The sequence below is a fragment of the Actinoplanes awajinensis subsp. mycoplanecinus genome (genome assembly GCF_001509495.1).
In the GTDB taxonomy this organism is placed as follows: Bacteria; Actinomycetota; Actinomycetes; order Mycobacteriales; family Micromonosporaceae; genus Actinoplanes; species Actinoplanes palleronii.
This window is the reverse complement of the sequence record NZ_LLZH01000302.1, coordinates 21848-48405: the sequence shown is the minus strand read 5'-3', so window position 1 is coordinate 48405 and position 26558 is coordinate 21848. Positions and strand designations below refer to the sequence as shown.

Genomic DNA, 26558 nt, shown 5'->3' with positions numbered 1-26558 from the left:
ACGGCCACCACCCCGGAGACGTCGATCAGAGGGAGAGCGTCCAGGTGTCGATGCGCCCGGTGTCGGCCGAGGCGGCGTCCTGGACCCGGAGCGTCCAGGTGCCCTGTGCGGTCTCGCCGGACAGGTTCACCGTGTACGTCTGGTTGATGTTGTCGGTGCTGCCCCCGGCCCGGTTGTGCAGGACGTAGGCGGTGCCGTCCGGTGCGACCAGGCTGACCACCAGGTCACCGATGTAGGTGTGCACGATGTGCACCTCGACCGTGCTGGTCGCCGACGGGGCGGTCAGGCAGTCGGGGAGTTCGAGCGTGCTCGTCACCGTGGTGTTGTCCGGGATGGCCACGTCGGTGCCGTTGCTCGCCGAGCAGCCGGCCGCGCTGTTGACGGTGACGGTGAGCGCCGCCGTCCGGGTGATCGACGCGGCGGTGGCGGTGATGGTGACCGGTGCGCTGCTGCGCCCCGCGGCGGCGGCCGCGGTGACCGTGACCGTGGTGGACTCACCGGCGGTGACGGTGGCCGGCTCGAACGCGACGGTGACGCCGGCCGGGGTGCTGCCGGCGCTGAACGTCACCTCCTCGGCCTCGCCGTTGATCAGCGCGGTGGACGCGGTCAGCGTGGCCGAGGTGCCCGGGTCGATCGCCGTGGTCGGCGCGGACAGGGTGACGGTGAAGTCGTTGCCGGTCGAGCAGTAGTCGTCGCCGGACACGTTCACCGCGGTCCACGCGGCCTGGACCGCCTTGTACTCGGTGCCGCAGAAGCCGTACAGGTCGGCGGTCGCCGACAGCGTGTAGCCGCGTGCCGCGGTGTAGGTGGTGCTGGAGACGAAGTAGCTGTCCAGGGCGCGGAACCAGATCGCCGACGCCTTGTCCCGGCCGATCCCGGCGACCGGGGAGGCCGACCCGCACAGCGGCGAGGTCCCGTACGCGGTGGCGCCACTGCCCTCGGCCAGGTCGAAGAAGAAGTGGTTGGCGACGCCGGACGAGTAGTGCACGTCGACGTTCTTGGTGGTGGTCGACCAGCAGCCGTGCGAGGAACCGTCCAGGGTGGGGTTGTACATGTACCGCAGCGGCGCCCCGGTGCCCCGGATATCGATCTTCTCGCCGATGTCGTAGTCACCCGGGTCGACGGTGGTGTTCGCGTAGAACTCCACCATGCTGCCGAAGATGTCGCTCGTCGCCTCGTTCAGGCCGCCCGACTCGCCGGAGTAGGTGAGCCCGCCCGGCACCACGTTCTCGGTGACGCCGTGCGACATCTCGTGCCCGGCCACGTCCAGTGCCACCAGCGGCTTCGCATTGCCGGATCCGTCACCGTACGTCATCTGGGCGCCGTCCCAGAACGCGTTCACGTAGGCGCTGCCGTAGTGCACCCGCGACGGCACACCGGTCCCGTTGCCGAAGATGCCGTTGCGGCCGTGCACGTTCTTGAAGTAGTCGAACGTGGTCGCCGCGCCGAAGTGCGCGTCGACACCGGCCGAGGCCCGGTCGGAGTTGAGACCGGTGCCCCAGACGTTGTCCGCGTCGGTGAAGGTGGCGCAGGTGCCCGAGGTCCGGTTGCCCATGTCGCAGGTGGTGCCGCCGCCGCGTACCGGGTCGGTGAGCAGGTAACCGGTGTCGGCTTGGGTGGACTCGATCGCCACCTCGCCGGTGTAGAGGCCGGTGCCGGTGCCCGCGACGCGCTCGATCTCGTCGTACGATCCGGTGACCTCGCCGGTCCGCGCGTCGGTGAGCACGTGCAGGCGCGACGGGGTCTGCCCGTCGGCGAGCCAGCCGCTCACCACGGTCTCCCAGGACAACACGCCGGTGCCCCGGCTCGCGTCGACGAACAGCTCCGGCGCGCCGGTGCCGGTGACCCTGCCGGTGAACGCCGCGGTGGCCGCCTTGCGGGCCTTGGCGGCGGTGACCTTCGGGGCGGTGCTGAGCGTCAGCGGGGTGGCCAGGCCGACCGAACTGCCGGTGTACGTGCCCTTGGCGTCGGTGCGGATGATCAGGTCACCGCCGTAGACGCGCAGCCCGTCATAGGTGCGGGTGTAGCGGACGGTGCCGCGCCCGGCGGCGTCGGTCTTGCTGCTGTAGACGTGGTAGGCGTCGTCGGACGAGGCCCGGATGGCGTTCGGATGCTGGGCGAGCGCCCGGTCGGCCGCTGCCACCAGCGACGCGCCGGGGGAGACGGGCGGTGCGGCCGACGCGGTCGTGGCGGTCGCCGCCAGCCCTCCGCCGGCCAGCGCGATGACGCCGGCCAGCGCAAATGCTTTTCTCACTAACTTCCTCCCGCGAACTGAGGGACAAACATCTACTGATGTCTATCCTTCTATATAAGGCGGGCCGGATAGCAAAATACATGTGTAAATTTCATGTTCCGAAACGGACAGCCGACCGCGGGGGTGATCCGGGACGCCACCGGGTGCATCCGGGGAGCGACGACGCCCCCGGCAACCGGCCGGCAACCCCGGCGGTTGCTTCCCGCTGCCGCCCCTCAGTGGAGCCCGGTTCGGCCCGATGTCCCGGGCGTGATCCTCTCTGCTCTGCGCACCGCGCTCGCTGTCGCCGGCATCGTCCTGGCCGGTGCCTCGCCGGTGTCCGCCCAGGACGTGCCGGCGCCGTCACCACTGCGGATCATGCCGCTGGGTGACTCGATCACGATGGGCATCGGGTCGGCGTCGTTGAGCTCGTACCGGGTCGACCTGCAGCGCCGGCTCACCGCCGCGGGCCTGGACGTCGACTTCGTCGGCTCGCAGCACGACGGCGTCCCCGCGACCGCTGACCTCGACCACGAGGGCCACTCCGGCTGGACGATCGCGAAGATCGCCGCGCAGGTCGACGGCTGGCTGGCCACCTCCCGGCCGGACGCGGTGCTCCTGCAGATCGGCACCAACGACCTGCGTACCGAGGCCGGCGCGGCGGGCGCGACCTACCGGCTCTCCGCCCTGATCGACCGGATCACCGCGGCGGCGCCGGAGGCCGAGGTCTTCGTCGCGAAGATCACCGGCACCAGGTCCGCCGCGGCCGCCGCCCAGCAGAAGCGCACCGACACCTTCAACGCCCAGGTGCCCGGCATCGTGGCCGCCAAGAGCGCCCGGGTGCACCTGGTCGACCAGAGCACCGTCACCGGCATCGACATCCGCGACGGCCTGCACCCCAACGACGCGGGCTTCGCCAAGATGTCCTGGAACTGGTTCCGCGCGATGGTCCCGGTCCTCGGCCTCAAGACCGACAACACCACCACCCTTTCACCGTACGCGGTGAGCCACGCCAGGTTCTGCCACCTGGTCGACGGCACCCCGGGCCCGGGGTGGAGCGCGTACTACGACTGCCGCTGGTACTGGAAGCACCTCGCCGCCCCCGGCCGGGCAGCCAAGGCCTGGACCTGGCAGACCAGGCGCGGCGTGACCGAGACCCGCCGCGTCCGCGTCCACGGCCGCTGGGTGACCCGCACCGCCAGCGTCAGCAAGTGGGTGTCCTTCGACCCGAACCGCCACGATCGCTGACCGCACCGGCCCTCTATCATCGTTGATCATGATTGCCTCCGTGTGGCGCCTGCTCACCCGTCAGATCCTCACCAACCCGGCGCAGGACGACACGGCGCTGCGGGAGGCGTGCGAGCAGGCCCGGTACGGCTCGGACACCGAACCGGCCCGTCGCGCGCTGGCCGGCACCCGGGGTGATCACGCCCGCCGGGCCCGCTACGTCCGGGTGCTCGCCGCGTCGACCGCCGGAGGGCTGGGCTCCCGCGCCGACAAGACGACCGGCCCGGTCGACACCGAGGCCGCCTGGGCCGACACGTGGGCGGCCCGGAACCCCGCCGACCCGGAGGCACAGCTGGTCCGCGCCCGGTCCCTGCTGGAGCGGGCCTGGGAGGTGCGCGGCGGCGGCTGGGCCTCGACCGTGCGACGGGACCAGTGGGCCGAGTTCGCCCGGCTCGCCGACCTGGCGGACCAGGCCAACGACCGCGCCATGGCGCTCGCGCCGGACGACCCCACGCCCTGGGTGACCCGGCTGCGGACGCAGATCGCACGCAGCGCGCCACGGGAGAGCGTCGACGAGACCTGGCGCGAGCTGACCCGCCGTGACCCGTGGCACTGGGAGGGCCACCAGCTGCGGCTGACCCACAGCTGCCGCAAGTGGAGCGGCTCGCACGAGCAGATGTACGGCTTCGCCCGCTCCGTCACCGCCACCGCGCCGACCGGCTCGCCGCTGCACGTGCTGCCGATCCGCGCCGCCGCTGAGTGGGCGCTGTGGGAGGAGGACCGTGCCGCACCGCGCCGTACCGCCGCCGAGGTCGAGGAGCAGTGGCGGCAGGACCCGGTGATGCAGTCCGACCTGGACACCGCGCTGTCCCGCTGGTTCCACCAGCCGGGCGCCCGGCACCCCGACTGGTACGACGACCTGAACCACCTGGCGTACGGGCTGGCCCGCTCCGGCCGGGACGCCGACGCCGCACCGGTCTTCGCGGCGATCGGCAAGTTCATGACCACCACACCCTGGGGCTGGTGGGGCGCAGGCCCCAACGACGTGGCGTTCGTCCGGGCCCGGGCCCGCGCCCGCCGCGCCGGCTGAGAAGCGGCCGGGTCAGTCGGCCTGGACGCGGTTGCGGCCGGCCCGCTTCGCCTCGTAGAGGCGCTGGTCGGCGACGTTCAGGCCGGCCGTGATGTCCGCCGGGCCGGCGATCTCGGCGACGCCGAAGCTGATCGTCACCCGCAGCCCGTCGGCGATCTGCTCCCACGGATACCCGGCCACCCGTGCCCGCAGCAGGTCGCACGCGGCGCGCGCCTCGGCCACGTCCGTGCCGGCCAGCGCGACCAGGAACTCCTCGCCGCCGAACCGGGCGACCAGGTCGGTCTCCCGGACCCCGTCCAGGAACACCCCGGCGATCCGGCGCAGCACCTCGTCGCCGACCAGGTGCCCGTACCTGTCGTTGACCTGCTTGAACAGGTCCACGTCGGCGACCGCCACGCACAGCCGGCCGGGGGCGGCCGCGAGCACCGGCAACCGCTGGTCGACGGTCCGGCGGTTGGGCAGCCCGGTCAGCGCGTCCTCGGTGGCCTGCCGCCGCCAGACCAGGTTCGCCGCGGCCAGCTCCACGCTGTGGGTGCGCTGCAGCTCCGCCTCCAGGCGCGCGTTTTCGGCCTCCAGCCGGGCGTTGTCCAGCTCGAAGTGGTGCGCGGCCATCCGGGCCCGGGCGGCCGCCACCTGGTTGTGGATGCCCCGCTCCAGGTCGTGGAAGTCGCGATAGCTGTGCAACGCCGCCTGGAAGTCGCCGACCTGCTCGTACGCGTCGGACAGCTCCCGCAGGATCTCCATGGCCATCGGCTTCTCACCGTCGTGGCGGGCCCGTTCCAGCGCGACCAGCAGCCCCTCGACGGCGGTGGCCGGTTCGCCGTTCATCAGCCGCACCCGGGCCTGGTGCTGCAGCGCCGCCGACTCCAGCGAGCGGTACCCGGCCCGCACCGCGATCAGCCGGGACTGCTCGATGTGCTCGGCGGCCCCGGCGACGTCACCGGCCAGGGCGAGCAGCACCCCGTAGTTGTCCAGGCTCAGCGACTCGCGGAACGGGTGCCGCGCGGCGCGGGCCAGCCGCAGCGCCTCGCCCACCCAGCCGAGCGCGTCGGTCAGCATCTGCTGGGCGCGCTCGTGCTCGCCGTCGCGGCGCAACCGGGGCACCTCGTACGTCGCGTTGTCGCCGATGTTGTTGAGGATGCAGAAGCGCGCCTCGTCGTCCATGCCGGCGGCCATGGTCAGCGCCTGCGACAGGTACGTGTTGCTCAGCTCGTGGTCGCCCATGCTGCCGTGCACCACGCCGGTGCGGTTGTGCACCCAGTAGAGCAGGTCCCGGTCGCCGAGCGCCTGGGCGATCTCCCGGGCCCGGGCCAGCGCCTCGAGGGCCTCCTCGTGCATGCCCAGGTCGCGCAGGGGCATCGCCTCGAGGGTGAGGATCTCGCAGATGGTGGCGTCGGCGCCGATCGTCTCCAGCGCGGCGACCGCGGTCCGGCAGGCGGTGATCGCCTCCTCCTGGCGGCCGATCCGCAGCAGCTGATTGGCCAGCGAGCGCAGCGCGTCGGCCTGCCGCGGGACGTCGCCGATCGACGCGGCCAGCTCGGCGGCCTGCTGCGCCGACTCGCAGCCGGCCCGGTAGTCACCGGCGAGGCGCATCTGCTCGGCGCGGGCGATCAGCCGCCCGATCGTCTCCACGGCAGCCGCCTGCGACGCGGGCCGGTCCACTAGCTGGCTGACGGACACACCGTTCCCCCTCCTGCCGCCGGCGGGGTCACCAGCTGCCGGTCGAACTGGGAGGTTCATCGGTGGGCGCCCTTCGGTCCTGAGGGAAACCGGAGGCTCACGGTAGATCACTGCCCGGTCCGGAGTGAAGCGGCCTGCTCGCGGACCGCGGTCAGGAACGCGGTGAGCGCCGGCACCTGCCGCCCGGCCCGGGTGACGACGACCAGCCGCCGCCCGACCCGGGTCTCGGCCACGTCGCGCACTGCCAGGGCCGGATCGTCAGGTGGCAGGGTCAGGCTCGGCAGCAGCGCCACCGCCCCGGTGCTGCGGACCAGCTCCAGCTGTACCTCCGCGTCGTAGGCCAGGTGCCGCAGGTCCGGCTCGTACCCGCCGAGTGCCCGGCAGGTGCCGATCAGCGCCTGGTAGTGGCCGGTGCCCTTGCTGGAGGTGGCCCACACGGCGTCGCGCAGCGCGGCGATCGGAACCGGTCCGCCCGGCGCGGCCAGGGGATGCGCGGCCGGCAGGACCAGGCGCAGCGGTTCCTCGTACACCGCCTCGAACCGCAGCCCGCCCGGACGGGGTCGCGGGTGACCGTCGTACTCGTCGCCGACGACCAGATCGGCCGCGCCGAGCCGCAGCTCCGGCAGCGCCTGCTCGAGTTCGAGCTCGAGCACCTCCACGCGGACCCGCGGATGGGCGGCCATCGTCCGGGCCACCGCCGGGACCAGCAGCCGCCGCGCCGCCGACTGCAGGCCACCGGCCCGCACCGTGCCGCGCACCTCGTCGTGCAGCGCGGCCAGATCCGCGCTCGCCGCCTCGGCGGTCGCCAGCAGCACCCGCGCGTGCCGGGCCAGCACCCGCCCGGCGTCGGTCAGCCGCACCCCGCGCCCGGACTTCTCCAGCAGCGTCGCGCCGGCCTCCCGCTCGAGCACGGCCAGCTGCTGCGAGACCGCGGACGGGCTGTACCCGAGCGCGGCCGCGACCGCACCGAGCGTGCCCCGCTCCTCGAACTCCCGCAGGAACCGCAACCGCCGCAGATCGAACTCGACCATGCACAAATCCTAACCAGTCAGGTCCACGAATCATCACTGGACCTGAACAGTCGGCGGCCTGATGCTCGAGTCATGGGTCCTCTGCTCCTGGTGCTCTCCGCGGCGTGCTTCGGCGCGATGGCGATCTTCGGCAAGCTCGCGTTCGCGGCCGGCGTCACCCCGGGCACGCTGTTGCTGGTGCGGTTCGCGCTGGCCGCGGCGATCCTCACCGCGATCGTCCTGCTCCGCAGGCCGGCCATGCCGGTCCGGATGTCCGCGCGCACCGTGCTGACCGCCTTCGGTCTGGGAGCTTTCGGGTACGCGCTGCAGGCCGGCCTGTACTTCGCGGCGTTGCAACGGATGGACGCCACCCTGCTGGCGCTGATCTTCTACGTCTATCCGCTGCTGGTGACGGTCGGCGCGGTGCTGCTCGGCCGGGACCTGCTGACACCGCGCCGGGTGGCCGCGCTGCTGGTCGCCTCGGCCGGCACGCTGCTGGTGCTGCTCGGGGCCGGCGCGGTGAGCTTCGACGTGCTCGGTGCGGTGCTGGCCTTCGGCTGCGCGCTCACCTACACCGCGTACATCCTGGTCTCCGACACGGTGGTGCGCCGGTTGCCGGCCTCGGTGCTGTCCGCGCTGGTGATGACCGGCGCGACGCTCGGCCAGGCGGTCTACGCCCCGCTCGCCGGTGGGGTCGACCTCGGGTTCGGCGCGGCCGGTTGGTTCTGGCTGGTCTGCGTCGCGCTGGTCTCGACCGTGCTGGCGATGGTCGCGTTCCTGGCCGGGCTGCGCCGCACCGGCCCGTCGACGGCGGCGATCCTGTCCACCTTCGAGCCGGTGGTCACGGCCGCGCTGGCCGGGTTGGTGCTGCACGAGACGCTGACCCCGGTGCAGTACGGCGGCGGGCTGCTGGTGCTCACCGCCGCGGTGGTCCTGCAGCTGCGCCCGGTCACGGCCCGCCGCGCTCTTGTTCGTACCAAAGTGGTGGTCTGAAACGGACCACCTTCCTGGCCCGGGCGGATCAACCGGGACGGCGCGCCAACAGTGGCCCGATGACCGTGGTGCCGGGACCGAGCCGGCCGCCCGGACCGGGCCGCTGCGTGGTGTTGTCGACGGTCAGCGGCTGGTGGCAGTGTGCGCAAACGGTCACCGCGGTGGTGTCGTGGCCGCAGTCGAGGTGCCGGATCCGGACCGGCGGGCCGTCGTGGCCATACCAGCGGTCGCCCCAGTTCATCAGCGCCATCAGCACCGGGAACAGCTCCTTGCCCTTCGCGGTCGGCACGTAGTGCTCGCGCGGCGGGTGCTCCTGGTAGCGCTCGCGGGCCAGCACGTCCTCCTCGACCAGGCGGGACAGCCGGGCGGTCAGCACCTTGCGGGAGATCGGCAGGTCAGCGGCGAGATCGTCGAACCGGGTGATGCCGACCAGCACGTCCCGCATGATCAGCGCCGTCCAGGCGTCGGCGAACAGGTCGGTGGCCCGCGCGATCGAGCAGGCGACGTCGGTGAGCCGGACACGGGTCATGGGCCGAGCCTAGTGCGAGTAGGGTTCCCTTAGGGAACTCAACGGGGGGGGCGCGCCATGGTTGGTCCACGGATCGAGCTCGACACTCGCTCCACCGACGCCATCGACGGGCGGCACCTGCGCGCCGTCGCGTTCCAGCAGGTCCGGCTGCGCTATGTGGAGAAGATCCCGGGCCTGGTCCGGCCGGGCGCCCGCACCCTGGTGATCGGCGGCGGCCGCGGCGTCCTGCCGGCCGGTCTCGCCGCGCGCGGCCTCGACGTCACCAGCGCCGACCCGTCCCCGGTGGCGACCGAGCTGGCCACCGCGGCCGTTCCCGGCGTCACGTTCGTGACCGCGCCGGCGGTGCAGCTGCCGTTTCCGGACACGGCGTTCGACGTCGTCTACTGCGCGGACACCTTCGAGATCGCGACGGATCTGGATGCGGTGGTCCGGGAGGCGGCCCGGGTGCTGCGCCCGGGCGGTTTCCTGGTGTACGACACGGTCAACCGCACCGTGCCCGGCCGGGCGGTCTACCTCGGAGCGTTCCAGGGCATCGGGTTCACCCGGATCATGCCGCCCGGCCGGTATGCGGCGGCCCGCCTGCGCCCACCGGCCGAGGTCGGCGCGGCACTGGCCGCGCACGGGCTGCGGAGCGAGGACGTGTGCGGCTTCAAACCGGCGAGCATCGGCCGCCTGGTGAGCGCGGTCCTGCGGCGCCGGCGCGGGCAGCTGACCGACGAGGAGGTCGGCCCGCTGACCGGTTTCGTCCTGGACCCGGACGGTCCGCCGCTGGTGACGTACCTCGGCTGGGCGTCGCGGCCCGCAGCGACCTGACGCCGCCCGAGGTCACCGGGGCAGGATGCGGTTCAGGTGGTGGTCCAGGACTCGGAGCACGTCGGCGCGGGTGCGGCGGCGGTGCAGCAGGTCGAGACCGAGGCCGCTGATGCCGCCGACGAGCAGGTCCGCCTCGGCGGCCGGGTCGATCGCGGGTGGTGCGCCGGCCGCCGTGATCAGGGTGGCGACCAGGTCCTCCAGGGGTTGTCCCGCGTGCAGGAAGACCGCGGCCAGCGCCGGGTCGGTGAGACTCCACGCGTAGTAGGCGGCCATCACGCGCAGGGTGGTGCGGCGCCGGTCGTCGAGCGGAAGCAGCTCCTCGAGGACGGCGCGGAGCAGCACGCGCGGGTCGGACGCGTCGCGCAGGGCCGCGAACCGGTCGCGGGCCCGCTGGTCGTTGTCGCGGTGCAGCGTCTGCAGCGCGGTGACCAGCAGCTGGTGCTTGCCGGGGAAGTGGTACTGCACCACCCGCGGGGTCACGCCCGCCTCGGCGGCGATCTCCCGGACGGTGGCCATCCGCAGGCCGCGCTCGGCGGCGATCCGCCAGACCGCCTCGACGATCTGGCGTCGGCGACCGGCCGGTTCGGGCGCGGTGGGCGCGGGGAGCGGCGGGTTCTTGCGGGACCGGTAGGCCCGGGCCTGACAGGCGCGGGAGCAGTAGAGCGGCCGGCGGCCGCGCTCGGGTGGCCGCAGCGGTCCACGGCAGACCCGGCACTTCATTTCGTCACGCATGATCTCCGACCGTCCGCGCGATGGGTGTGACGTTACGTCGTGTGATGCCTTGTAAGCCTCGAATCTACCTGCTTCCGTGGATACGTTCGTATCGCAAAGGAGGCAAGAGTGAACGAAGCCTGGTACCGGCTCGCCATGATGCTCACGCTGTTCGTGGGCCTCTGGGAGGGCCCGCTGGCGATCATCTTCCGGGTGTTCACCGACAAGGCGCCGCACGTGCTGGTGGCGGCGAACTATCTGCCCGCTCCGTGGTGCTACGTCGTGGCGGTCGCGGCGGCGGGTGCCGCGTTCGCGCTGATCGCCGTCCTCCAGATCCGGCGCGAGAAGCTGATGTCCGCGGCCTGACCGATCACGGACGCTCGCCGACGGTCCAGCCGAGGGATGTCAGCTCCCGCAGGATCATCGAGCGCCGGAACGTCCAGAACACGGTGGCCTCGTGGTTGTCGCTGACCTCGAACCGCAGGCCCGGCTGAGCGCGGGCGCCCAGTCGACCGGGGTGATCGACAGGACGGTGGTGCGGGTGACCACGAACGGGTCGATCAGCAGCCCGGAGAGCGTCAGTTGTTCGGTGGTCGCCCGCAGCCCGGCGCCCGGCCACCTCTCGCCCAGGAAGCCGGGACGGATCCGGACCAGGGCGCCTCCACCCGGCGATCGAAGATCCACAAGCCACCGCGGGTGCTGAATCCGTCGCCGTCCACCACCTGAACATGTCCACCGTGGGCAAGGGCGGTTTCCCGGTGTTCTGTCGGAGGGTCCCGCCCAGGGTGACCGGCGAGGTCGTTGGAGGACCGGGCGCGGACGAGGAGGACGAGGATCGGGTGCGCTGGGTGCTGATCCGCTGGTGGGGTGGGGCCGCTCCGGTCCGGCATGAGCCCGCCGCAGGTGGCGGCCGCACTGGACGGCGAAGAGCCGGCCGTCCGCCGCGGACGGTTCCCGCTGCCGCTCCACGGCGAGGCCGCCCGGGCAGGCGACGTCGTGATCAGCGGGGCTCGGTTCGGTGCGGAGGACTGGGACGAGTGCCGCTGACCGCCGGTGACGGTGGTGCGAGCCTGACGTAGCGGCCCGGGGTGGTGCCGAGGGCGGCGGTGAAAGCGGTGATGAAACCGCTCGGGTTGGCCCAGCCGCAGGCGTGCGCGACCCGGGTCGTGTCGTGGCCCTCGGCGAGCAGGACGAGGGCGTGACAGATGCGCAGCTGGGTGCGCCATTCGTAGAAGGTCATGCCGAACTCGTCGTGGAACAGGCGGCTGAGCGTGCGGGCGCCCGCGCCGACCCGCCGGCCGAGTGCGGTCAGGGTGCTGGTGTCGGCGGGGTCGTCGTCCAGGATGCCGGCGACGGCGCGCAGCCGGTCGTCGAGCGGTTCGGGCAGGTGCAGCGGCTGCTCGGGGGCCTGGCGGAGTTCGTCGACCAGCACCCGGTGCAGGCGGGCTCGCGCGCCGCGGTCGAAGCGCCGGGTGCTGGTCAGCGCGAGGATGACTTCGCGGGCCAGGCCCGCTGTGCAGAAAACCACGGGGTACGAGGGCAGCGGCCGGGTCAGTGACGCCGGCAGGAAGACGATGCGCATGTCGGTGGTGCCGTGCGCGCGGTGATGATGGGTGGACCCGTCCGGGATCCAGGCGGCCCGGTTGCCCGGCACGATCCAGGTGCCCCGCTCGGTGTGCACGGACAGGACGCCGCTGACCGCGTACACCAGGTGCCCGCGCGGGTGGGAGTGTGCCGTGCTGGTGGCGCCGGCGGGCCAGAGGTGCACGCCGCCGGACGGCCAGATCCGGGATTGGCGGGCTACGGGCATGACTCGGCATTCTATCGGTGGGCGGCCGTGCCGCGAGGTGCCGACGATTCAGGGCATGAGAGCGACGATGCGAGCAGCTGTCTGTGTGCGGGCCGGTGGACCCGACGTCCTGGAGATCCGGGAGGTGCCGCTTCCGGTCGTACGAAAAGGATGGTCTTTGATCCGGGTGATGGCGGCGGGCCTGAACCGGTCGGAGCTGCGGACCCGGCAAGGGCACTCGCCGGGGGTGCGGTTCCCACGGGTGCTGGGGATCGAATGTGTGGGCGTGGTCGCGGGCTCGACCGATCCGGCCCTGCCGGAGGGCACGACCGTCGCGGCGGTGATGGGCGAGATGGGCCGTGCGTTCGACGGCGGTTATGCCGAGTACACGCTGCTGCCCGACGCGCTGCTCATGCCGGTGCGCACCACGCTGCCCTGGCCTACCCTCGCGGCGCTGCCGGAGACGTACCTGACCGCGCAGGGTGCCGTCGATGCGCTGCGGATCGGCCCGGGTGCCCGGCTGGTGATCCGCGGCGGCACCTCGTCGGTCGGTATGGCCGCCGCGTCGATCGCGCGCGCTCACGGCGTCGAGGTCGCGGCGACGACGCGCCGGCCCGAGAAGGCCGCGGGGCTGCGGTCGGCCGGTGTCGGCCACGTCGTGCTCGACGACGGTGGCCCGCTGCGTCTTCCGTGGCCGGAGCGGCCGAGCCACGTGCTGGACCTGGTCGGGGCGGACACCGTCGTCGACTCGCTGCGGCTGGCCGGCCGGGGCGGGACCGTGTGCGTGGCGGGTTCGCTCAGCGGATGGCTGATCCGGGACTTCGAGCCGATCGCGATGATCCCGTCCGGGGCGCGGCTCACGGCGTTCCACAGTGACGACGCCAAGGGCAGCGCGGGCGCGGCCGTGCTGCAGCGGGTCGTCGGGGAGGTCGAGGCGGGCGTCCACCAGCCCCACGTGGACCGGGTCTTCGCTCTCGACGACGTTGTTGCGGCCCACGAGTACATGGAGGGCAACCGGGCCGCCGGCAAGGTCGTCCTGCAGCCCCGGCTCGCCGCCTGAGTGTCACGGCGCCGGATGACGCGATCTACCTAGTTGCGGTCGTTGCCGGTCGTCAGGAAAGTGGTGAGGCGGCTGGCCTCGTCGGTGACCTCGGACTGTTCGGGGCGGGTGAGGGGGCGCAGCGGCGTCACCACGACCGGGCCGGTGCTGGTGGACCAGGTGGCGGCGACGCGGCCGTCGATCAGGACGACGCGGATGCCGGCGACGGACAGGTTGCGGTGCTCGTCGTCGATGATGCGGGTGCGGTCGTGGTAACCGAGGATCGCGTTGTCGAACGCCGGGAGGAAGCGGACCGGGGCGGGGGTCTCCGGGTCGGGCCGGGGCGCGTCGGGAAGGTCCAGCAGCAGGCGGCCGCGGTCGTCGCGGAACGTGACCAGCTCGTCCTGCAGGGCCGCGACGGCTTTCGGGAGGCCGGCCAGGCCGCACCAGGCGCGCAGGTCAGCGCTGGCCGCCGGGCCGAACGCACGCAGGTACCGCCGGACCAGCTCGACGTCGCCAGCATCGAGCTGATCCGCCCCGGTCGAGGGCGCGGCGGCCTGGTCTGCCTTCGGTGGCGGGGCAGGGTGGTTGAGCCAGGTGGACAGGGGCAGGTAGCGGGCGCCCGCAGAGCTGCGCCAGGTGCCGCGCGGGGGGAGCTGCACCGACGGTACGAGCGCGGCGACGGCGACCTCGCCCAGCACCCGCGGCCTGGTCGAGGGCCAGTGCTCGGCCAGCGCGCGGCCGACCTCGCCGAGTGAGCGCGGCTGCCCGTCGGCCATCAGGTCCTGCGCCCGGGCGGTGAGCTCATCCAGGTCGACGGCGGCGAGGTCGGCGCGGTACACGCCGAGGGCCTTCTGCCGCAGCAGGGACTGGTGCCGGGGCCGCCAGGCGACCGCGTCGTCCGCGGTGACCAGGTGCACGGTGCGGCGCATCAGGTGCATCCGGACCACCGCGCGGTCCTCGAGCAGCCGGGACAGCTCGGCGGGCGCGAAACCCCCGACCCGGGACCAGAGGCCGATGAACGGCTCGCCCGGCTCCTGCGCCTGCAACCCGCCCAGGTGGGCGACGGTGTCGAGCACCGCAGTGCCGGTGCGATGGAGCAGGAGCTGGCGCGCGAGGGTGGCCCGGTTGAGTGCTCGCCGGTCGAGGATGGCTGTCGTCACCCGACCAGGTTCGCAGCGATTGCGGCCAGCATCTGTCACCTATCGCGAGCGACCCGTGAAAAGGATCTGTCAACTCCAGTTGACGCTCGAAGGCGCTGTCAACTACGGTTGACGGCATGACGACGTTGACAGCGGTGGCTGCGGCCACCCCGGCCCGGCCACCCTCTCGCCCCAGCCGGCTGCTGGTCGCCGGCCTTCTCGTCGGACCGCTCTTCACCGCGGCATACCTGGTGGAGGGGGCGTTCCGCGGTCACGGTTATGACCCGCTGCGCCACCCGGTCAGCTCCCTCGCACTGGGACCGCACGGCTGGGAGCAGATCGTCACCTTCGTGGTCTGTGGACTGCTGACCGTGCTGTTCGCGGTCGGTCTGCGCCGGTCGTTGCGGGGCGGGGCGGGTGCTCTGGTCGTACCGTTGCTGGTCGGGGTCTGGGGTGTGGCTCTTGTCGGCGCCGGGGTCTTCGTGACCGATCCGATCGGTGGTTATCCGACGGCCGCGAGCCCGGTGACCTGGCACGGGCGGCTGCACGACGTGGCCTTCTCGCTGCCCGGATTCCTGGCGCTGACCCTGGTCATGCTGATCGCGGGCGTGGTTTTCGCGCGGCGCCGCTCCGGCTGGTTCGCGGTGTATTCGGTGCTGAGCGGGCTCACGTTCGCCGCGTTCTTCGTCTTCGCGACGATGGGCTTCAGCGGCGCGGATCCGTGGGTGTCCGTCGGCGGTCTGTGGCAGCGGCTGTGCGTGTCCGTGGGCTGGCTGTGGCTCTTCGCCCTGGCCGCGAAACGCCGCGCCACCACCGACTGACGCAATGTCGCGCCGCAGCGGGTAATGCTGCGTGCGTCGCCACCGGCTCGGCCGCATGGGCGGTTTTCGGCTGGTCCTCAGGGGTGCCTCAGGGCCGCCGAGGCACCCCTGAGGACCAGCCGGGGCGCTGCTGGAAGGGGGTTTCGAAGAGGGCGGCGAAGAGGCGGGCCGCGGGTAGGCAGAGGGGGATCACCAGCAGCACGGTGAGACCGAAGGTGGTCAGTCCCGTTTCGGTCCGGGGTGCGACGAGCTGGGTGCTGATCAGGGCGACGATCGGCATGTGGATCAGGTAGAGGCTGTAGGAGAAGCCGCCGAGGGCGCGCAACGGGCGGGAGTCCAGCAGCCCGACGAGGCGGCGGGGCCGGCGGGTGGCGACCGCGGCCAGGGCCATGGCGATCGCGGGTCCGACGGCGAGATCCACCCAGTAGTAGTGCGTGACCGTCCACGCCGAACCGCGCAGAGTGATCAGTGTCAGGATCGGCAGCGCGGCCAGGGTTGCCAGGCCCAGCCAGGGCAGGCGCCGGATCCGAACACCGGCCGCGACGATCCCGGCGGCCAGCAGACCGATGGTGAACAGTGGGGCCAGCTCCAGGGTGTACCCGAGTGCCCGCGCGCCGGTGGCCAGGCCCGGGGTGAGCAGGCCGGCCAGCACGACCGGCACGGTGACGACGGCGAGCGTCACGGTCGCGCCGGCCCGGCGGCGGAGCAGGAGCAGCAGGGGGAACGCCAAATACAGCCCGGCCTCCACGGCGATGGACCAGAATGCGCCGTTCGGCGCCGGCGCGGCGACGGCATCCTGCAGGAGAAGACCGAAAACAACCATTGATCGTACGGTGGGTGGCGCGCTCAGCGGCAGCTCCGGCACGACAGCCGCGATCACCGCGCTGGCGGCGAGGGCGGCCCAGTACGCGGGCAGGATGCGCCGGGCGCGCCGCCGGGCGAAGCGCCACGTGCCGCCGAGCTGCCAGGCGTTCCGGGCCGGCGCGATGGCCAGCGAGAACCCGGACAGGGTGATGAACACGACCACCGCGAGCCGGCCGTGGATCAGCCAGCCCAGCCAGGACGGTCCGTGGTTGGCCGGGTAGCCGGGGAACGACAGCAGCCAGCAGTGGTGCACGACGACGTAGAGCGCGGCGAGCCCGCGGATGCCGTCGAGCCCGGAGATACGGGTGCCGGGAGCGGTCCGGGTCGGCGCGGGCGTGTCGATAACGGTCAAGGGGGTGACTCCCGTCGATGCGTTGCGGGCACGCGCCAGCCACCGGGACTGGCGGCGACCAGGCGCGTTGAGGCACGCGCCAGCAACCGGGCGCGGCCGGTGACCAGGCGCGTTTTCGGGCGCACGCCGGTCACCGGCGCTGGCCGGCGGCCAGTCCGTTACCGGGTGTGAAGGTGAGCTAGGGGAGGGGGACCTGTCGCCAGGTGCGGCCGTCCTCGGAGAGGTAGGGGCCGTTCTCCGCAGCCGCCAGATACCGGTGTGGGGAGATCAGCTGGGCCTGCTGGGTGGGTGTCTCGGGATACCCGGAGACCGCCACCGGTGTGTACCGGCCGGTGCTGTCACCGGCGAGGAAGCCGGTATCGGTCCGGACGATGGGCCTGCCGTCGGCGGCGACGAACGCGCCATGCGTCCGGGCGTCGTGAATCGTGTCCCCGGCGTGCCAGGTCAGCCCGCCGTCAGCGGTGTAGTGCGTGTCCTGCTCGGTCTGGTTGCGAGAGGTCCGGACGTAGGCCGTTCCGCCAGACCCGGCAGCCACCTGCGGCAGCAGCGGCCAGGCGACCGCCTGTTGCTCTTTGCCGAACGAGATGGTCGCCGCGTCGGTGAAGACCTGCGTGCGCCAGGTCCGGCCCCGGTCGGGACTGGTCGCCACCGCCGGCTTGTGTGTGGTCGGATCCATCCCGGACACCCACAGCGGTCCGTCCTGCGGCGTGTTGATCGTGAATGCCGAAGCGTCCGGGACCTTGATGCCGACGGGTTGCCGGGCCAGCGGAGCGAACCGTCCGGTGACGGGGTCCACCGCGGCGTAGACACACGTCTTGATCTCCAGGAACTCACAGGTGACCGGTTGCGTGCCGGTCGTGACCGCTGCGACCGGGGACGTGTCGACGGCGGATCGGCGCCAGCTCCGCCCGCCGTCGGTCGTGATCGACAGGTGACCGAAAAGGGTCGAGCCGACCATCTCGGCGCCTGTGACCGTGCGAGCGTCGCGCCAGACGACGACGCCCGGCGCGAGCGAGGTGACCGTGCCCGGCCCGGAGCTGTTCTTCGCCGCGGCCGGTTCGGTGCGGCGTTGCCAGGACGCGCCGGCGTCGGTCGAGGCGTACAGCTGCGCACGGCAGTTCTCGCAGCTCTCCATCAGGGTGTACAGCTCGTCGCCGATACCGGTCACCGCACTCATCCGCGGCCAGCCGTCGGTGGGGGAGACCGCGGAACCGACCGGTCCACCGTCGGCCGGCCCGCTGCGCACCGCGTACCCGAAGCTCGTCGCGGCCAGCACGGTTGCCAGGAACACCGCGCCGGAGGTGACGGCTCGACGGCGGCGCACCTGCCGTGCTCGCCGTCGTACGGTGAAAAAATCAGGCTGCCGGACCGCGTCGCCGACCTCGCGCCGCAGCCTCTCGAAGTCCGGCTCACGCATGCTTCAACCCTTCGGCCAGCGGGACGGTCTCGTCGTCGGTCAGGAAGCGGGCGAGCGCGGCGCGGCCCCGGGCGAGCCTGGCCTTGACCGTGCCGGTCGGAACGCCGAGCGATCTCCACGCGGCCCGAGCGGACCAGCCGGTCGAAGAGCCAGCGCCGCCGGTACCGGGTCCGGGCGACGTTGAGCGCCGCGACCCGCAACCAGCGCTCGGCGTCGTCGGCGTGCAGGAACGACCGCGGCGACGCCAGCACCCGGGCGAACGCCTCGTGCACGGCGTCCTCCGCCTCGGCGAGGTCACCTACGAGCCCGGACACCTGGGTCACCAGCCGCCGGTAGTAGGCCTCGTACGCCTGCCGTACCGCGTCCTCGGCGTCCACTCATTCCCCCGTCGTCGACGTCTGTCGAGAGGAAGGACAAGCGGCTCGACCGTACGGTTGCACTCCGGGGCCCAGGTTTTTTCCGTGGGTCAGATGTTGGCGATCATTCGGCGCATGACCTTGAGGGCCACGACGTATTCCTTGTCCGGGATGCCGTCGTGGATCTGCGCTCGCAGCTCGGTGACCAGTTGTGTGATCCGGCTCTGTGCCGCCCGGCCGTCGTCGGTCAGGTGCAGTCGTCCGGTCTCGTCCGCGACGATCCAGCCGCGGTGCAGGAGCTGGTCGACGGCGCGCGGGACCTCGTGCGGACCGTCGGCGACGCTCGCCAGCTGCGCCGCCACGGTCTCGCGGGTGAGCCCGTCACCGGCGTCGACCCGGGTGAGCGTCCACCACTGCGGCTGGGTGACGTCGATGGTGGCCATCGCGTCGCGCAGCCGGGTGACGACGGCCTGGTGCAGGGCGCCGCTCCAGTAGCCGACGGGCTGCGCGGCGAGGTCTTCGTCAGCGGCGTAGGGGTTGGCGGTGGCGGGGTTCATCGGGCCATCGTAGTGACGCCGCGGTCTGCTCGCCGTGGCCGGCTCGGCGCCGGTGGGCAGCCGGCCGATCGACGACCCGACCCTGCGTGCGACCGACCGTCCTCATCGGAATCCGGGTCGGTGCGCCGCACGCCGATCCGGTAACGTCCCTCCCTCGCTGAAGATCGACGGGGGAGAATGAGAATGGCAGTCCGACATAGGCGTGGCGCGATGGTGCTGGCGGCAGCGCTGGTCCTGACCGGAGCCGGGGTCGCCGTCGTGCGAGACGGGCCTGCGGTCGCGGAACCGCAAGTGCAGGAACCCGCCCCTGAAGCGACAGTGACCGCGACCGCGAAGCCCCGGACGAAGACGACGAAGGCGACGGCTGCCGCCGACGCCCGCACCCAGATCCGCGCCAACGGCGCCGCTCTGCGCTCCGCCCCGGGCGAGGAATACCACCCCACCGGCACCGTGACCGACGACGACGGCGCCCAGCACGTCCGGTTCCAGCGCACCCACCAGAGCCGTCCCGTTCTCGGCGGCGACGTCGTGGTGCACTCCGGCGCGACCGGCAGCTTCGCCGGCGCCACCGTCGCCCAGCAGCAGGCCATCGACGTCCCGGCGACCGCGAAGGTCAGCCGTGCGCGAGCGCTGAAGGCGGCCGGCCAGCCCCGCGGCAGCGCCCGCCAGGTGGTCGACGCCATCGACGGCGAGCCGGCTCTGGCCTGGGAGGTCACCGGCGGCGGCAAGGTCACTGTCGTCGACGCGGGCACCGGCGCGATCCGGCGCGGCTGGGACCTGCTGGAGACCGCCGAGTCCGGAACCGGCCACGGCCTGCAGGTCGGTGACGTCGCGCTGAGCACCACGCGGCGCGCCGACGGGACGTACACGCTCGTCGACCCGGATCGCGGTGGCAACACCGTCCGTGACGCGCTGAACCAGCGTTACACCTCGAAGCCGGGCACGTTCGCCGAGTTCACCGACGAGGACAACGCCTGGGGTGACGGCAGCGCCGCCGATCGCGCGACCGGCGCCGTCGACGTGTACTACGGCATGGCCCGCACCGCGGACTATCTGCGGGAGACGTTCGGCCGCGACGGCCTGTACGCCGACGGCAAGGGCGTCACCGCGTACGTCCACCACGAGGTCGACGAGGCCAACGCCGCGTGGAACTCCAACTGCAAGTGCATGATGTTCGGTGACGGCGCCCCGCCCGGCAAGCCGTTCACCTCGCTCGACGTGGTCGCCCACGAGATAGCGCACGGTCTCAACCGCGCCACCGCCGACCTGGTCTACTCCGGCGAGTCCGGTGGCCTCAGCGAGTCCAGCAGCGACATCTTCGGCACGCTCGTCGAGTTCGCGGTGAACAGCCCGGCCGATCCGCCGGACTACCTGATCGGCGAGAAGACCGAGACCCGGTCCCCGGCACTGCGGCTGATGGACGAGCCGAGCCGGGACGGCGAGTCGGCGTCCTGCTGGTCGCCGACCGTCAAGGACCTCGACGTGCACAACTCGTCGGGGATCGGCAACAAGTTCTTCTACACCCTGGCCGTCGGCAGTGGCGTCTCGTCGTGGGGCGACAGCCCGCCGTGCGGGGACGCCGCGCCGGTCACCGGCCTCGGCAACGACCGTGCCGCGCAGATCTGGTACCGGGCGCTGACCGTCTACATGGTGTCGAACACCAACTATGCCGGTGCCCGGGAGGCGACCCTGCTCGCGGCCGCCGATCTCTACGGCCCGGACAGCATCGAGCGCCGCACCGTCGACGCGGCGTGGGCGGCCGCCGGGGTGGACGGCTCCGGGGCGGTTTCCGGAAGCGCGCCGCAGATCGCGCCGTTCGCCGACTCCATGCCCGGCCCGCGCGTCGGCCACGCCGTGCAGCTGCGGGCCAGCGCCCGCGAGCCGCAGGGCCAGCCGGTCACCTTCAGCGCCGACGTCCTGCCGCCCGGACTGACCATCTCCCCGGACGGCCTGATCAGCGGCACACCGACCACCCGTGGCGAGTACATCGGCTACGTCATCGCCACCGACCCGGACGGCAACACCGACCGGGAGTTGCTGTTCTGGGTGGTCAAGGGCCCGCCGGTGCTCAAGCAGCGGACCGGATCGAGCACCCTGCAACCGGGCGTCAAGGGCTTCTACGGCGTGATCTTCGAGGAGGTCCCCGACTACCGGAAGGATCCCGAGAAGTCGGTGACGGTGACCGCCGAAGGGCTGCCGGACGGGCTCAGCCTGGTGGTGTACCCGGGAAACTGGGGCTCGACGAGCGCCGTCGTCACGGGCGTCCCCACCACCGCCGGGTCGGGGACCACGGTGCTGACCGCCACCGACATCGACGGCGACCGGACGACAGCATCGGTCCCGTGGACGGTAGCGCCTGCACCGGTGCCGGCCGTCCCGGCCGCGGTGCGTGTCACCCCGGGCAGCGGCACCGCGCTCGTCGCGTGGGACAAACCGTCGTCCGGCGCGCTGCCGACCGGCTACGTCGTCCGGGTCTCGCCGGGCGCCACCACCACGCTGGACGCCAGCGCCCGTTCACTGCGGGTGACCGGTCTCGACGTGTTCAGGTCGTACACGATAGGGATCCGCGCGACCAGCGCGGCCGGTGACGGGATCGAGCACGTCTCCACGCTGACGCCCACCGGCGTACCCCTGACCGTCTCACCGACCACGGTCAGTCACGGGAAGGCGGCCGTGCTCACCGGCAAGGTCCTGCGGTCCGGCACCGCCGCGACCGCCGGCGCGACGCTGACCCTGGAGCAGCGCCCGGCCGGCCGGACCACGTGGAGCCTGGCCGCAACGGTCAAGACCGACGCGAAGGGCGTCTGGCGTTCCACGGTGAAACCGGCCACGACGACCGCCTACCGGGTCCGGTTCACCGGCCTCACCGGCATGTGGCCAGCCATCTCGGCCACTCTGACGGTCACCGTCCGTCACGCCTTCACGATCAAGGCGAGCACAACCAAACCCAAGGCCAACAAGAAAATCAAGATCTACGGTACGGCGAAGCCGGCCCGTGCCGGAGTGAAGATCACGCTGCAGCGCAAATCGGTCTCACGTTGGGTGACGGTCACCAGCGTGAAAACGGCGGCCAGTGGGGCGTACGCGTTCTCCCGCGCGTTCAAGCGCGGCACGTGGACGCTGCGCGTGGTGGCCGCCGGGAGCGCCTACAACGCGACCGCGACCAGCTCCGCGATCACCCTGAAGGTCAAGTAGCCCCGGGAGCGTGCGGGCCGGCTCTCGGGAGCGCCGGTCCGCACGCTCCCGCTTTTGCTGTTTGTGACAAAAGTTGATGCCGATCAATGCAAAAGATGGACACGGACATTCAAAACTTTTAATGTCCCGGTAACAAGCGGCCAGCTTCTCGCAGGGTCTGGCCGCCCGTCATCCCGTTGGGGCCTCGGGCTCTTCAACGCTGTCGCATGCCCGAAATGTCCCGATAAGAAGGGACCATTCATGCCGGCTGTCCCTCCAGACCTTCCGTCGTACCGAAGAAAAGCCCTAGCCTGCGCGGCGCTCCTGGCCGCGGCGCTGATCGTGGCGCCTGCCCCGGCGAGCGCCCACGACATCGACCCGAACAGCTTCCAGCAGGTCACGCTCGCCAAGGGCGAGCCCGAAGTGGGCGAGCCGATGAGCCTCGCCGTGCTGCCGGACCGCTCCGTGCTGCACACCGCGCGCAACGGCACGCTGCGGCGCACCGACGCGGCCGGCGCCACCGCCGTGGTCGGTACCGTCCCGGTCTACTCGCACGACGAGGAGGGCCTGCAGGGTGTCGGCGTCGACCCCGGTTTCGCCACCAATCGGTTCGTCTACCTCTACTACGCGCCGCCGCAGAGCACCCCGGCCGGCGACTCGCCGGACACCGGCACCGACTTCTCCGCGTGGCAGGGCGTCAACCGGCTGTCCCGGTTCACCCTGACCGCGGACTGGAAGCTCAGCGCCGAGAAGGCCGTCCTCGACGTGCCGGCGTCGCGCGGGATCTGCTGCCACGTGGGCGGGGACATCGACTTCGACGCGGCCGGCAACCTCTACCTGTCCACCGGCGACGACAGCAACCCGTTCCAGTCCGACGGCTATTCACCGCTCGACGAGCGCGCCAACCGCAACCCGGCCTTCGACGCCCAGCGGTCCGCGGGTAACACCAACGACCTGCGCGGCAAGATCCTCAGAATCAAGATCAACTCCGATGGTACGTACAGCAGCCCGTCCGGCAACCTGTTCGCGGCGGGAACGGCCGGGACGCGTCCGGAGATCTACGCGATGGGCTTCCGCAACCCGTTCCGGCTCAGCGTCGACAAGCCCACCGGTGTCGTCTACGTCGGCGACTACGGCCCGGACGCCGGCGCCACGTCCACCCGCGGCCCGGGTGGCCAGGTCGAGTTCAACCGGATCACCGGCCCGGGCAACTTCGGCTGGCCGTACTGCACCGGCACGAACACCGCGACCGAGACGTACGCCGACTACGACTTCGCGGCCGGCACGTCCGGTGCCAAGTACGACTGCGCCGGCGGCGCCACCAACAACTCGCCGCGCAACACCGGCCTGAGCAAGCTGCCACCCGCGAAGCCGGCCTGGATCCGGTACGGCGGTGACGCCGGCACCCCGCCGGAGTTCGGCACCGGCTCGGAGTCACCGATGGCCGGACCGGTCTACCGCTACAACGCCGCCAACCCGTCGGCCACCAAGTTCCCGGCCGACCTGGACGGACACTTCTTCGCCGGCGAGTTCGGCCGGGGCTTCATCAAGCCGATCCACCTGAACGCCGACGGGACGATCAACGAGATCGCGACCTTCCCGTGGAACGGCAAGCAGGTGATGGACATGGCGTTCGGCCCGGACGGCGCCCTGTACGTGCTCGACTACGGCACCGGCTACTTCAACGGCGACGCGAACTCGGCGCTCTACCGCTACGACTACGTGGGCGGCGGCAACAAGGCGCCGACCGCGGTCGCCACCGCGGACAAGACCTCCGGCCAGGCGCCGCTGACCGTGGCCTTCTCCTCGGCGGGCTCCTCCGATCCGGAGGGTGGCGCGCTCACCTACGCGTGGAGTTTCGGTGACGGCGGCACGTCGGCCGCGGCGAACCCGTCGCACACGTACACCACGAACGGCACGTACAACGTCACGCTGACCGTGACCGACCCGCAGGGCGCGAGCGGCACCGGTGGCGTGCAGGTCGGGGTCGGCAACACCGCGCCTGCCGTCACGATCACCACGCCGGCCAACGGGCAGCTGGTCAGCTTCGGCGACACCGTGCCGTACAGCATGACCGTGACCGACCCCGAGGACGGCACGGTCACCTGCGCCCGGGCCAAGATGACCTATGTGCTCGGCCATGACCAGCACGGCCACCAGATCACCTCGTCGACCGGCTGCACCGGCAGCATCACCATCCCGGTCGACGGCGAGCACGACTCGGCCGCGAACATCTTCCCGATCTTCGACGCCGAGTACGCCGACAACGGTGGCCTGATCACCCACAAGCAGCACGTCCTGCAGCCGCGGCACCGGCAGGCCGAGCACTTCAAGACCTCGGCCGGGGTGAACGTCTTCGACAAGCCGGAGGCCGAGGGCGGCAAGACGGTCGGCAACATCGAGAACGGCGACTGGATCGCGTTCGACACGTACAGCCTGGCCAACGCGAGGACGCTCAGCGCCCGGGTGTCGTCGGGCGGAGCCGGTGGCACGCTGCAGGTGCGGGCCGGGTCGGCGACCGGGACGGTGCTGGGCTCGGCGACCGTACCGGTGACCGGCGGGTGGAACGTCTTCACCGACGTCAGCACGGCGATCACGAATCCGCCGGCCGGCACCACCACGCTGTACCTGACGTTCGCCGGTGGCGCCGGGGCGCTGTTCGACGTGGACGCGTTCACGTTCACCACCGGTGGGACCGGCCCGGTGCCGGGCTTCGCCGGCAAGTGCCTCGACGTCAACGGGGGCGCTTCCGCCGACGGCACGAAGATCCAGCTCTGGACGTGCAATAGCTCGCCCGCACAGCAGTGGGCCGTGAACGGGCAGGTGTGGCGCAACCCGGCCTCCGGCAAGTGCCTGGACGTGGCCGGGGGAGCGACCGTCAACGGGACGAAGGTCCAGCTCTGGACGTGCAACGGCTCCGCCGCGCAGAACTGGGTCGCCTATCCTGACAAGACCGTACGAAATCCGCAGTCCGGCCGTTGTCTTGATGTTTCTGAAGTCAAGTCGACCGACGGTCAGCAGATCCACATCTGGGACTGCCTGGCCGCCGCCAACCAGCTCTGGAGCGTGCCGTGATCCGCTTTCTCGTCGCTGCTCTGATGGCGAGCACCGTCGCCGTCGCCCCCGCAGCGGACAACCCTTACGACGTCCTGGTCTTCTCCAAGACCGCCGGATTCCGGCACGACTCGATCGCCGCCGGCACCCAGGCCATCCGTGACCTCGGCGCGGCGAACAACTTCACCGTCACCGCCACCGAGGACGCCACCGCGTTCACCACGGCGAACCTCGCCAAGTACGAAGCGGTCGTCTTCCTGAACACCACCGGCGACGTGCTCGACGCGACCCAGCAGACCGCGTTCGAGTCCTACATCCGCGCCGGCGGCGGGTACGCCGGGGTGCACGCGGCCGCCGACACCGAGTACGACTGGCCGTTCTACGGTGACCTGGTCGGTGCGTGGTTCGCCTCCCATCCGGCGATCCAGCAGGCCAACGTCAAGGTCGAGGACCGCGCGCAGGCGGCCACCGCGCACCTGCCGCAGACCTGGACGCGCACCGACGAGTGGTACAACTACCGCACCAATCCGCGCTCCACCGCGCACGTGCTCGCCACCCTCGACGAGAGCTCGTACTCCGGTGGCGGGATGGGCGCCGACCACCCGCACGCCTGGTGCAAAACGGTCAGCTCCGGCCGGTCGTTCTACACCGGCGGCGGGCACCTGATCGAGTCGTACGCCGACCCGGCCTTCCGCGCCCACCTGCTCGGCGGCATCCGCTACGCGGCCGGTCGCTCCGATGCCGACTGCCGCCCGGAGACCGGGTACACCGCGCTCTACAACGGCTCGACCACCGGCTGGTCGCAGGCCGGGCCGGGCGGGTTCACCAACGCCGACGCCACCCTGTCGTCGACCGGCGGGATGGGCCTGTACTGGTACTCGGCGAAACAGTTCACCAACTACTCGCTGAAACTCGACTGGCGGCTGACCGGCGACGACAACTCCGGTGTCTTCATCGGCTTCCCGGCGTCGACCGACCCGTGGTCCGCGGTCAACAACGGCTACGAGATCCAGATCGACGCCACCGACACTGCCGACCGCACCACCGGCAGCGTCTACACGTTCCAGTCCGCCGACCTCACGGCCCGCGACGCCGCCCTCAACCCGCCGGGCGAGTGGAACACCTACGAGATCCGGGTGGAGGCCGAGCATCTCCAGGTCTTCCTCAACGGAGTCAAGATCAACGACTTCAACAACCCCGATTCCGTACGATCATTGGCCGGCTACATCGGCCTGCAGAATCACGGCGACGCGGATCACGCGTCCTTCCGCAACGTCCGCATCAAGGAACTGGGCGGGTCGACCGGCACCGGCCCGGTCCGTGGTTTTGCGAACAAGTGCCTTGACGTCAACGGCGGATCCTCTCTTGACGGCGCCAAGATCCAGTTGTGGACCTGCAACGGATCGGGCGCTCAGAACTGGTCGGTCAGCGGCCAGGTCTGGCGCAACCCGTCGTCGAACAAGTGCCTGGACGTGGCCGGCGGCGCGACGGCCAACGGCACGAAGGTCCAGCTGTGGACGTGCAACGGGTCGGCGGCGCAGAACTGGGTCGCCTACCCGGACAAGACGGTGCGGAATCCGCAGTCGGGCCGTTGCCTCGACGTGTCGGAGGTGAAGTCGACGGACGGCCAGCAGATCCACCTCTGGGACTGCCTGGCCGCCGCCAACCAGCTCTGGACCCTGCCCTGACCTGCCTGACCTGGTGAAA

21 protein-coding genes and 1 pseudogene are annotated in these 26558 nt (G+C 71.7%); 10 read left to right on the top strand and 12 right to left on the bottom strand.

Annotated features, from left to right (window positions below; translation table 11 throughout):
* Positions 1-25: 25 nt before the first annotated feature.
* The gene (locus ADL15_RS36655) at positions 26-2254 is read right to left on the bottom strand and encodes a M4 family metallopeptidase (RefSeq protein ID WP_067701186.1); all 2229 of its coding nucleotides are present in this window, start codon (positions 2252-2254) and stop codon (positions 26-28) included.
* Positions 2255-2503: 249 nt separating this feature from the next.
* On the opposite strand from ADL15_RS36655, the gene ADL15_RS36650 reads away from it, so the two are divergent.
* Positions 2504-3481, top strand: coding sequence for an SGNH/GDSL hydrolase family protein (locus ADL15_RS36650; RefSeq protein ID WP_067701183.1), 978 nt, complete (start codon positions 2504-2506; stop codon positions 3479-3481).
* 28 nt (positions 3482-3509) lie between these two features.
* Entirely contained in the window at positions 3510-4550 is a 1041-nt protein-coding gene (locus ADL15_RS36645; protein ID WP_067701180.1) for a DUF4034 domain-containing protein, read from the top strand.
* A 12-nt stretch (positions 4551-4562) separates the two neighbouring features.
* On the opposite strand, the gene ADL15_RS36640 is transcribed toward ADL15_RS36645, so the two are convergent.
* Both ADL15_RS36640 and ADL15_RS36635 read right to left on the bottom strand, forming a co-directional pair.
* Positions 4563-6230 (bottom strand): GGDEF domain-containing protein, encoded by a 1668-nt coding sequence (locus ADL15_RS36640; protein WP_157441823.1) that lies wholly within the window; start codon positions 6228-6230, stop codon positions 4563-4565.
* Between the two features lie 107 nt (positions 6231-6337).
* Positions 6338-7261 carry a LysR family transcriptional regulator gene (locus tag ADL15_RS36635; RefSeq protein WP_067701173.1) on the bottom strand — a complete coding sequence of 308 codons (924 nt, stop codon included), beginning with the start codon at positions 7259-7261 and terminating at the stop codon, positions 6338-6340.
* 72 nt (positions 7262-7333) lie between these two features.
* Here ADL15_RS36635 and ADL15_RS36630 point away from each other — a divergent pair, with 72 nt between their 5' ends.
* Complete coding sequence (locus tag ADL15_RS36630; RefSeq protein ID WP_067701170.1) at positions 7334-8233, top strand: DMT family transporter; 900 nt, start codon at positions 7334-7336, stop codon at positions 8231-8233.
* Between the two features lie 28 nt (positions 8234-8261).
* On the opposite strand, the gene ADL15_RS36625 is transcribed toward ADL15_RS36630, so the two are convergent.
* Positions 8262-8762: a winged helix-turn-helix transcriptional regulator gene (locus ADL15_RS36625; RefSeq protein WP_067701168.1), complete on the bottom strand. Its 501-nt coding sequence runs from the start codon at positions 8760-8762 to the stop codon at positions 8262-8264.
* Positions 8763-8819: 57 nt separating this feature from the next.
* Between ADL15_RS36625 and ADL15_RS36620 the strand changes: the two genes are divergently transcribed.
* Positions 8820-9575: a class I SAM-dependent methyltransferase gene (locus ADL15_RS36620; RefSeq protein WP_067701165.1), complete on the top strand. Its 756-nt coding sequence runs from the start codon at positions 8820-8822 to the stop codon at positions 9573-9575.
* 12 nt (positions 9576-9587) lie between these two features.
* Here the strand turns inward: ADL15_RS36620 and ADL15_RS36615 are convergent, their stop codons facing one another.
* Positions 9588-10307, bottom strand: a complete 720-nt coding sequence (locus ADL15_RS36615; protein WP_198171164.1) for a TetR/AcrR family transcriptional regulator — start codon at positions 10305-10307, stop codon at positions 9588-9590.
* A 108-nt stretch (positions 10308-10415) separates the two neighbouring features.
* Here ADL15_RS36615 and ADL15_RS36610 point away from each other — a divergent pair, with 108 nt between their 5' ends.
* Positions 10416-10652 carry a hypothetical protein gene (locus ADL15_RS36610; protein ID WP_067701162.1) on the top strand — a complete coding sequence of 79 codons (237 nt, stop codon included), beginning with the start codon at positions 10416-10418 and terminating at the stop codon, positions 10650-10652.
* Between the two features lie 54 nt (positions 10653-10706).
* Here ADL15_RS36610 and ADL15_RS53470 read toward each other — a convergent pair whose 3' ends face one another.
* Complete coding sequence (locus ADL15_RS53470; protein ID WP_157441822.1) at positions 10707-10970, bottom strand: hypothetical protein; 264 nt, start codon at positions 10968-10970, stop codon at positions 10707-10709.
* A gap of 316 nt (positions 10971-11286) precedes the next feature.
* Positions 11287-12096: an AraC family transcriptional regulator gene (locus ADL15_RS36600; protein WP_067701154.1), complete on the bottom strand. Its 810-nt coding sequence runs from the start codon at positions 12094-12096 to the stop codon at positions 11287-11289.
* A 55-nt stretch (positions 12097-12151) separates the two neighbouring features.
* Here ADL15_RS36600 and ADL15_RS36595 point away from each other — a divergent pair, with 55 nt between their 5' ends.
* Entirely contained in the window at positions 12152-13135 is a 984-nt protein-coding gene (locus tag ADL15_RS36595; protein WP_067701151.1) for a zinc-binding dehydrogenase, read from the top strand.
* Positions 13136-13164: 29 nt separating this feature from the next.
* Here ADL15_RS36595 and ADL15_RS36590 read toward each other — a convergent pair whose 3' ends face one another.
* Positions 13165-14277, bottom strand: coding sequence for a winged helix DNA-binding domain-containing protein (locus ADL15_RS36590; RefSeq protein ID WP_067701148.1), 1113 nt, complete (start codon positions 14275-14277; stop codon positions 13165-13167).
* A gap of 116 nt (positions 14278-14393) precedes the next feature.
* Here ADL15_RS36590 and ADL15_RS36585 point away from each other — a divergent pair, with 116 nt between their 5' ends.
* Positions 14394-15077 (top strand): DUF998 domain-containing protein, encoded by a 684-nt coding sequence (locus ADL15_RS36585; RefSeq protein WP_083972230.1) that lies wholly within the window; start codon positions 14394-14396, stop codon positions 15075-15077.
* A gap of 88 nt (positions 15078-15165) precedes the next feature.
* Here the strand turns inward: ADL15_RS36585 and ADL15_RS36580 are convergent, their stop codons facing one another.
* The 4 genes and pseudogenes from ADL15_RS36580 to ADL15_RS36570 form a co-directional block, all read right to left on the bottom strand.
* Positions 15166-16293, bottom strand: coding sequence for an acyltransferase family protein (locus tag ADL15_RS36580; protein WP_083972229.1), 1128 nt, complete (start codon positions 16291-16293; stop codon positions 15166-15168).
* A gap of 178 nt (positions 16294-16471) precedes the next feature.
* The gene (locus ADL15_RS36575; RefSeq protein ID WP_067701145.1) at positions 16472-17710 is read right to left on the bottom strand and encodes a hypothetical protein; all 1239 of its coding nucleotides are present in this window, start codon (positions 17708-17710) and stop codon (positions 16472-16474) included.
* A 209-nt stretch (positions 17711-17919) separates the two neighbouring features.
* A pseudogene (locus ADL15_RS57205) lies at positions 17920-18024 on the bottom strand (hypothetical protein); the annotation flags it as partial.
* A 152-nt stretch (positions 18025-18176) separates the two neighbouring features.
* The gene (locus tag ADL15_RS36570) at positions 18177-18623 is read right to left on the bottom strand and encodes a MarR family winged helix-turn-helix transcriptional regulator (protein WP_067701142.1); all 447 of its coding nucleotides are present in this window, start codon (positions 18621-18623) and stop codon (positions 18177-18179) included.
* A 183-nt stretch (positions 18624-18806) separates the two neighbouring features.
* On the opposite strand from ADL15_RS36570, the gene ADL15_RS36565 reads away from it, so the two are divergent.
* From ADL15_RS36565 to ADL15_RS36555, 3 genes are all read left to right on the top strand, one after another.
* Positions 18807-21818 carry a M4 family metallopeptidase gene (locus ADL15_RS36565; protein ID WP_198171162.1) on the top strand — a complete coding sequence of 1004 codons (3012 nt, stop codon included), beginning with the start codon at positions 18807-18809 and terminating at the stop codon, positions 21816-21818.
* Positions 21819-22058: 240 nt separating this feature from the next.
* The gene (locus tag ADL15_RS36560) at positions 22059-24872 is read left to right on the top strand and encodes a PQQ-dependent sugar dehydrogenase (protein WP_067701136.1); all 2814 of its coding nucleotides are present in this window, start codon (positions 22059-22061) and stop codon (positions 24870-24872) included.
* 23 nt (positions 24873-24895) lie between these two features.
* Entirely contained in the window at positions 24896-26539 is a 1644-nt protein-coding gene (locus tag ADL15_RS36555; RefSeq protein ID WP_067701133.1) for a ThuA domain-containing protein, read from the top strand.
* The last annotated feature ends 19 nt before the right edge of the window (positions 26540-26558 follow it).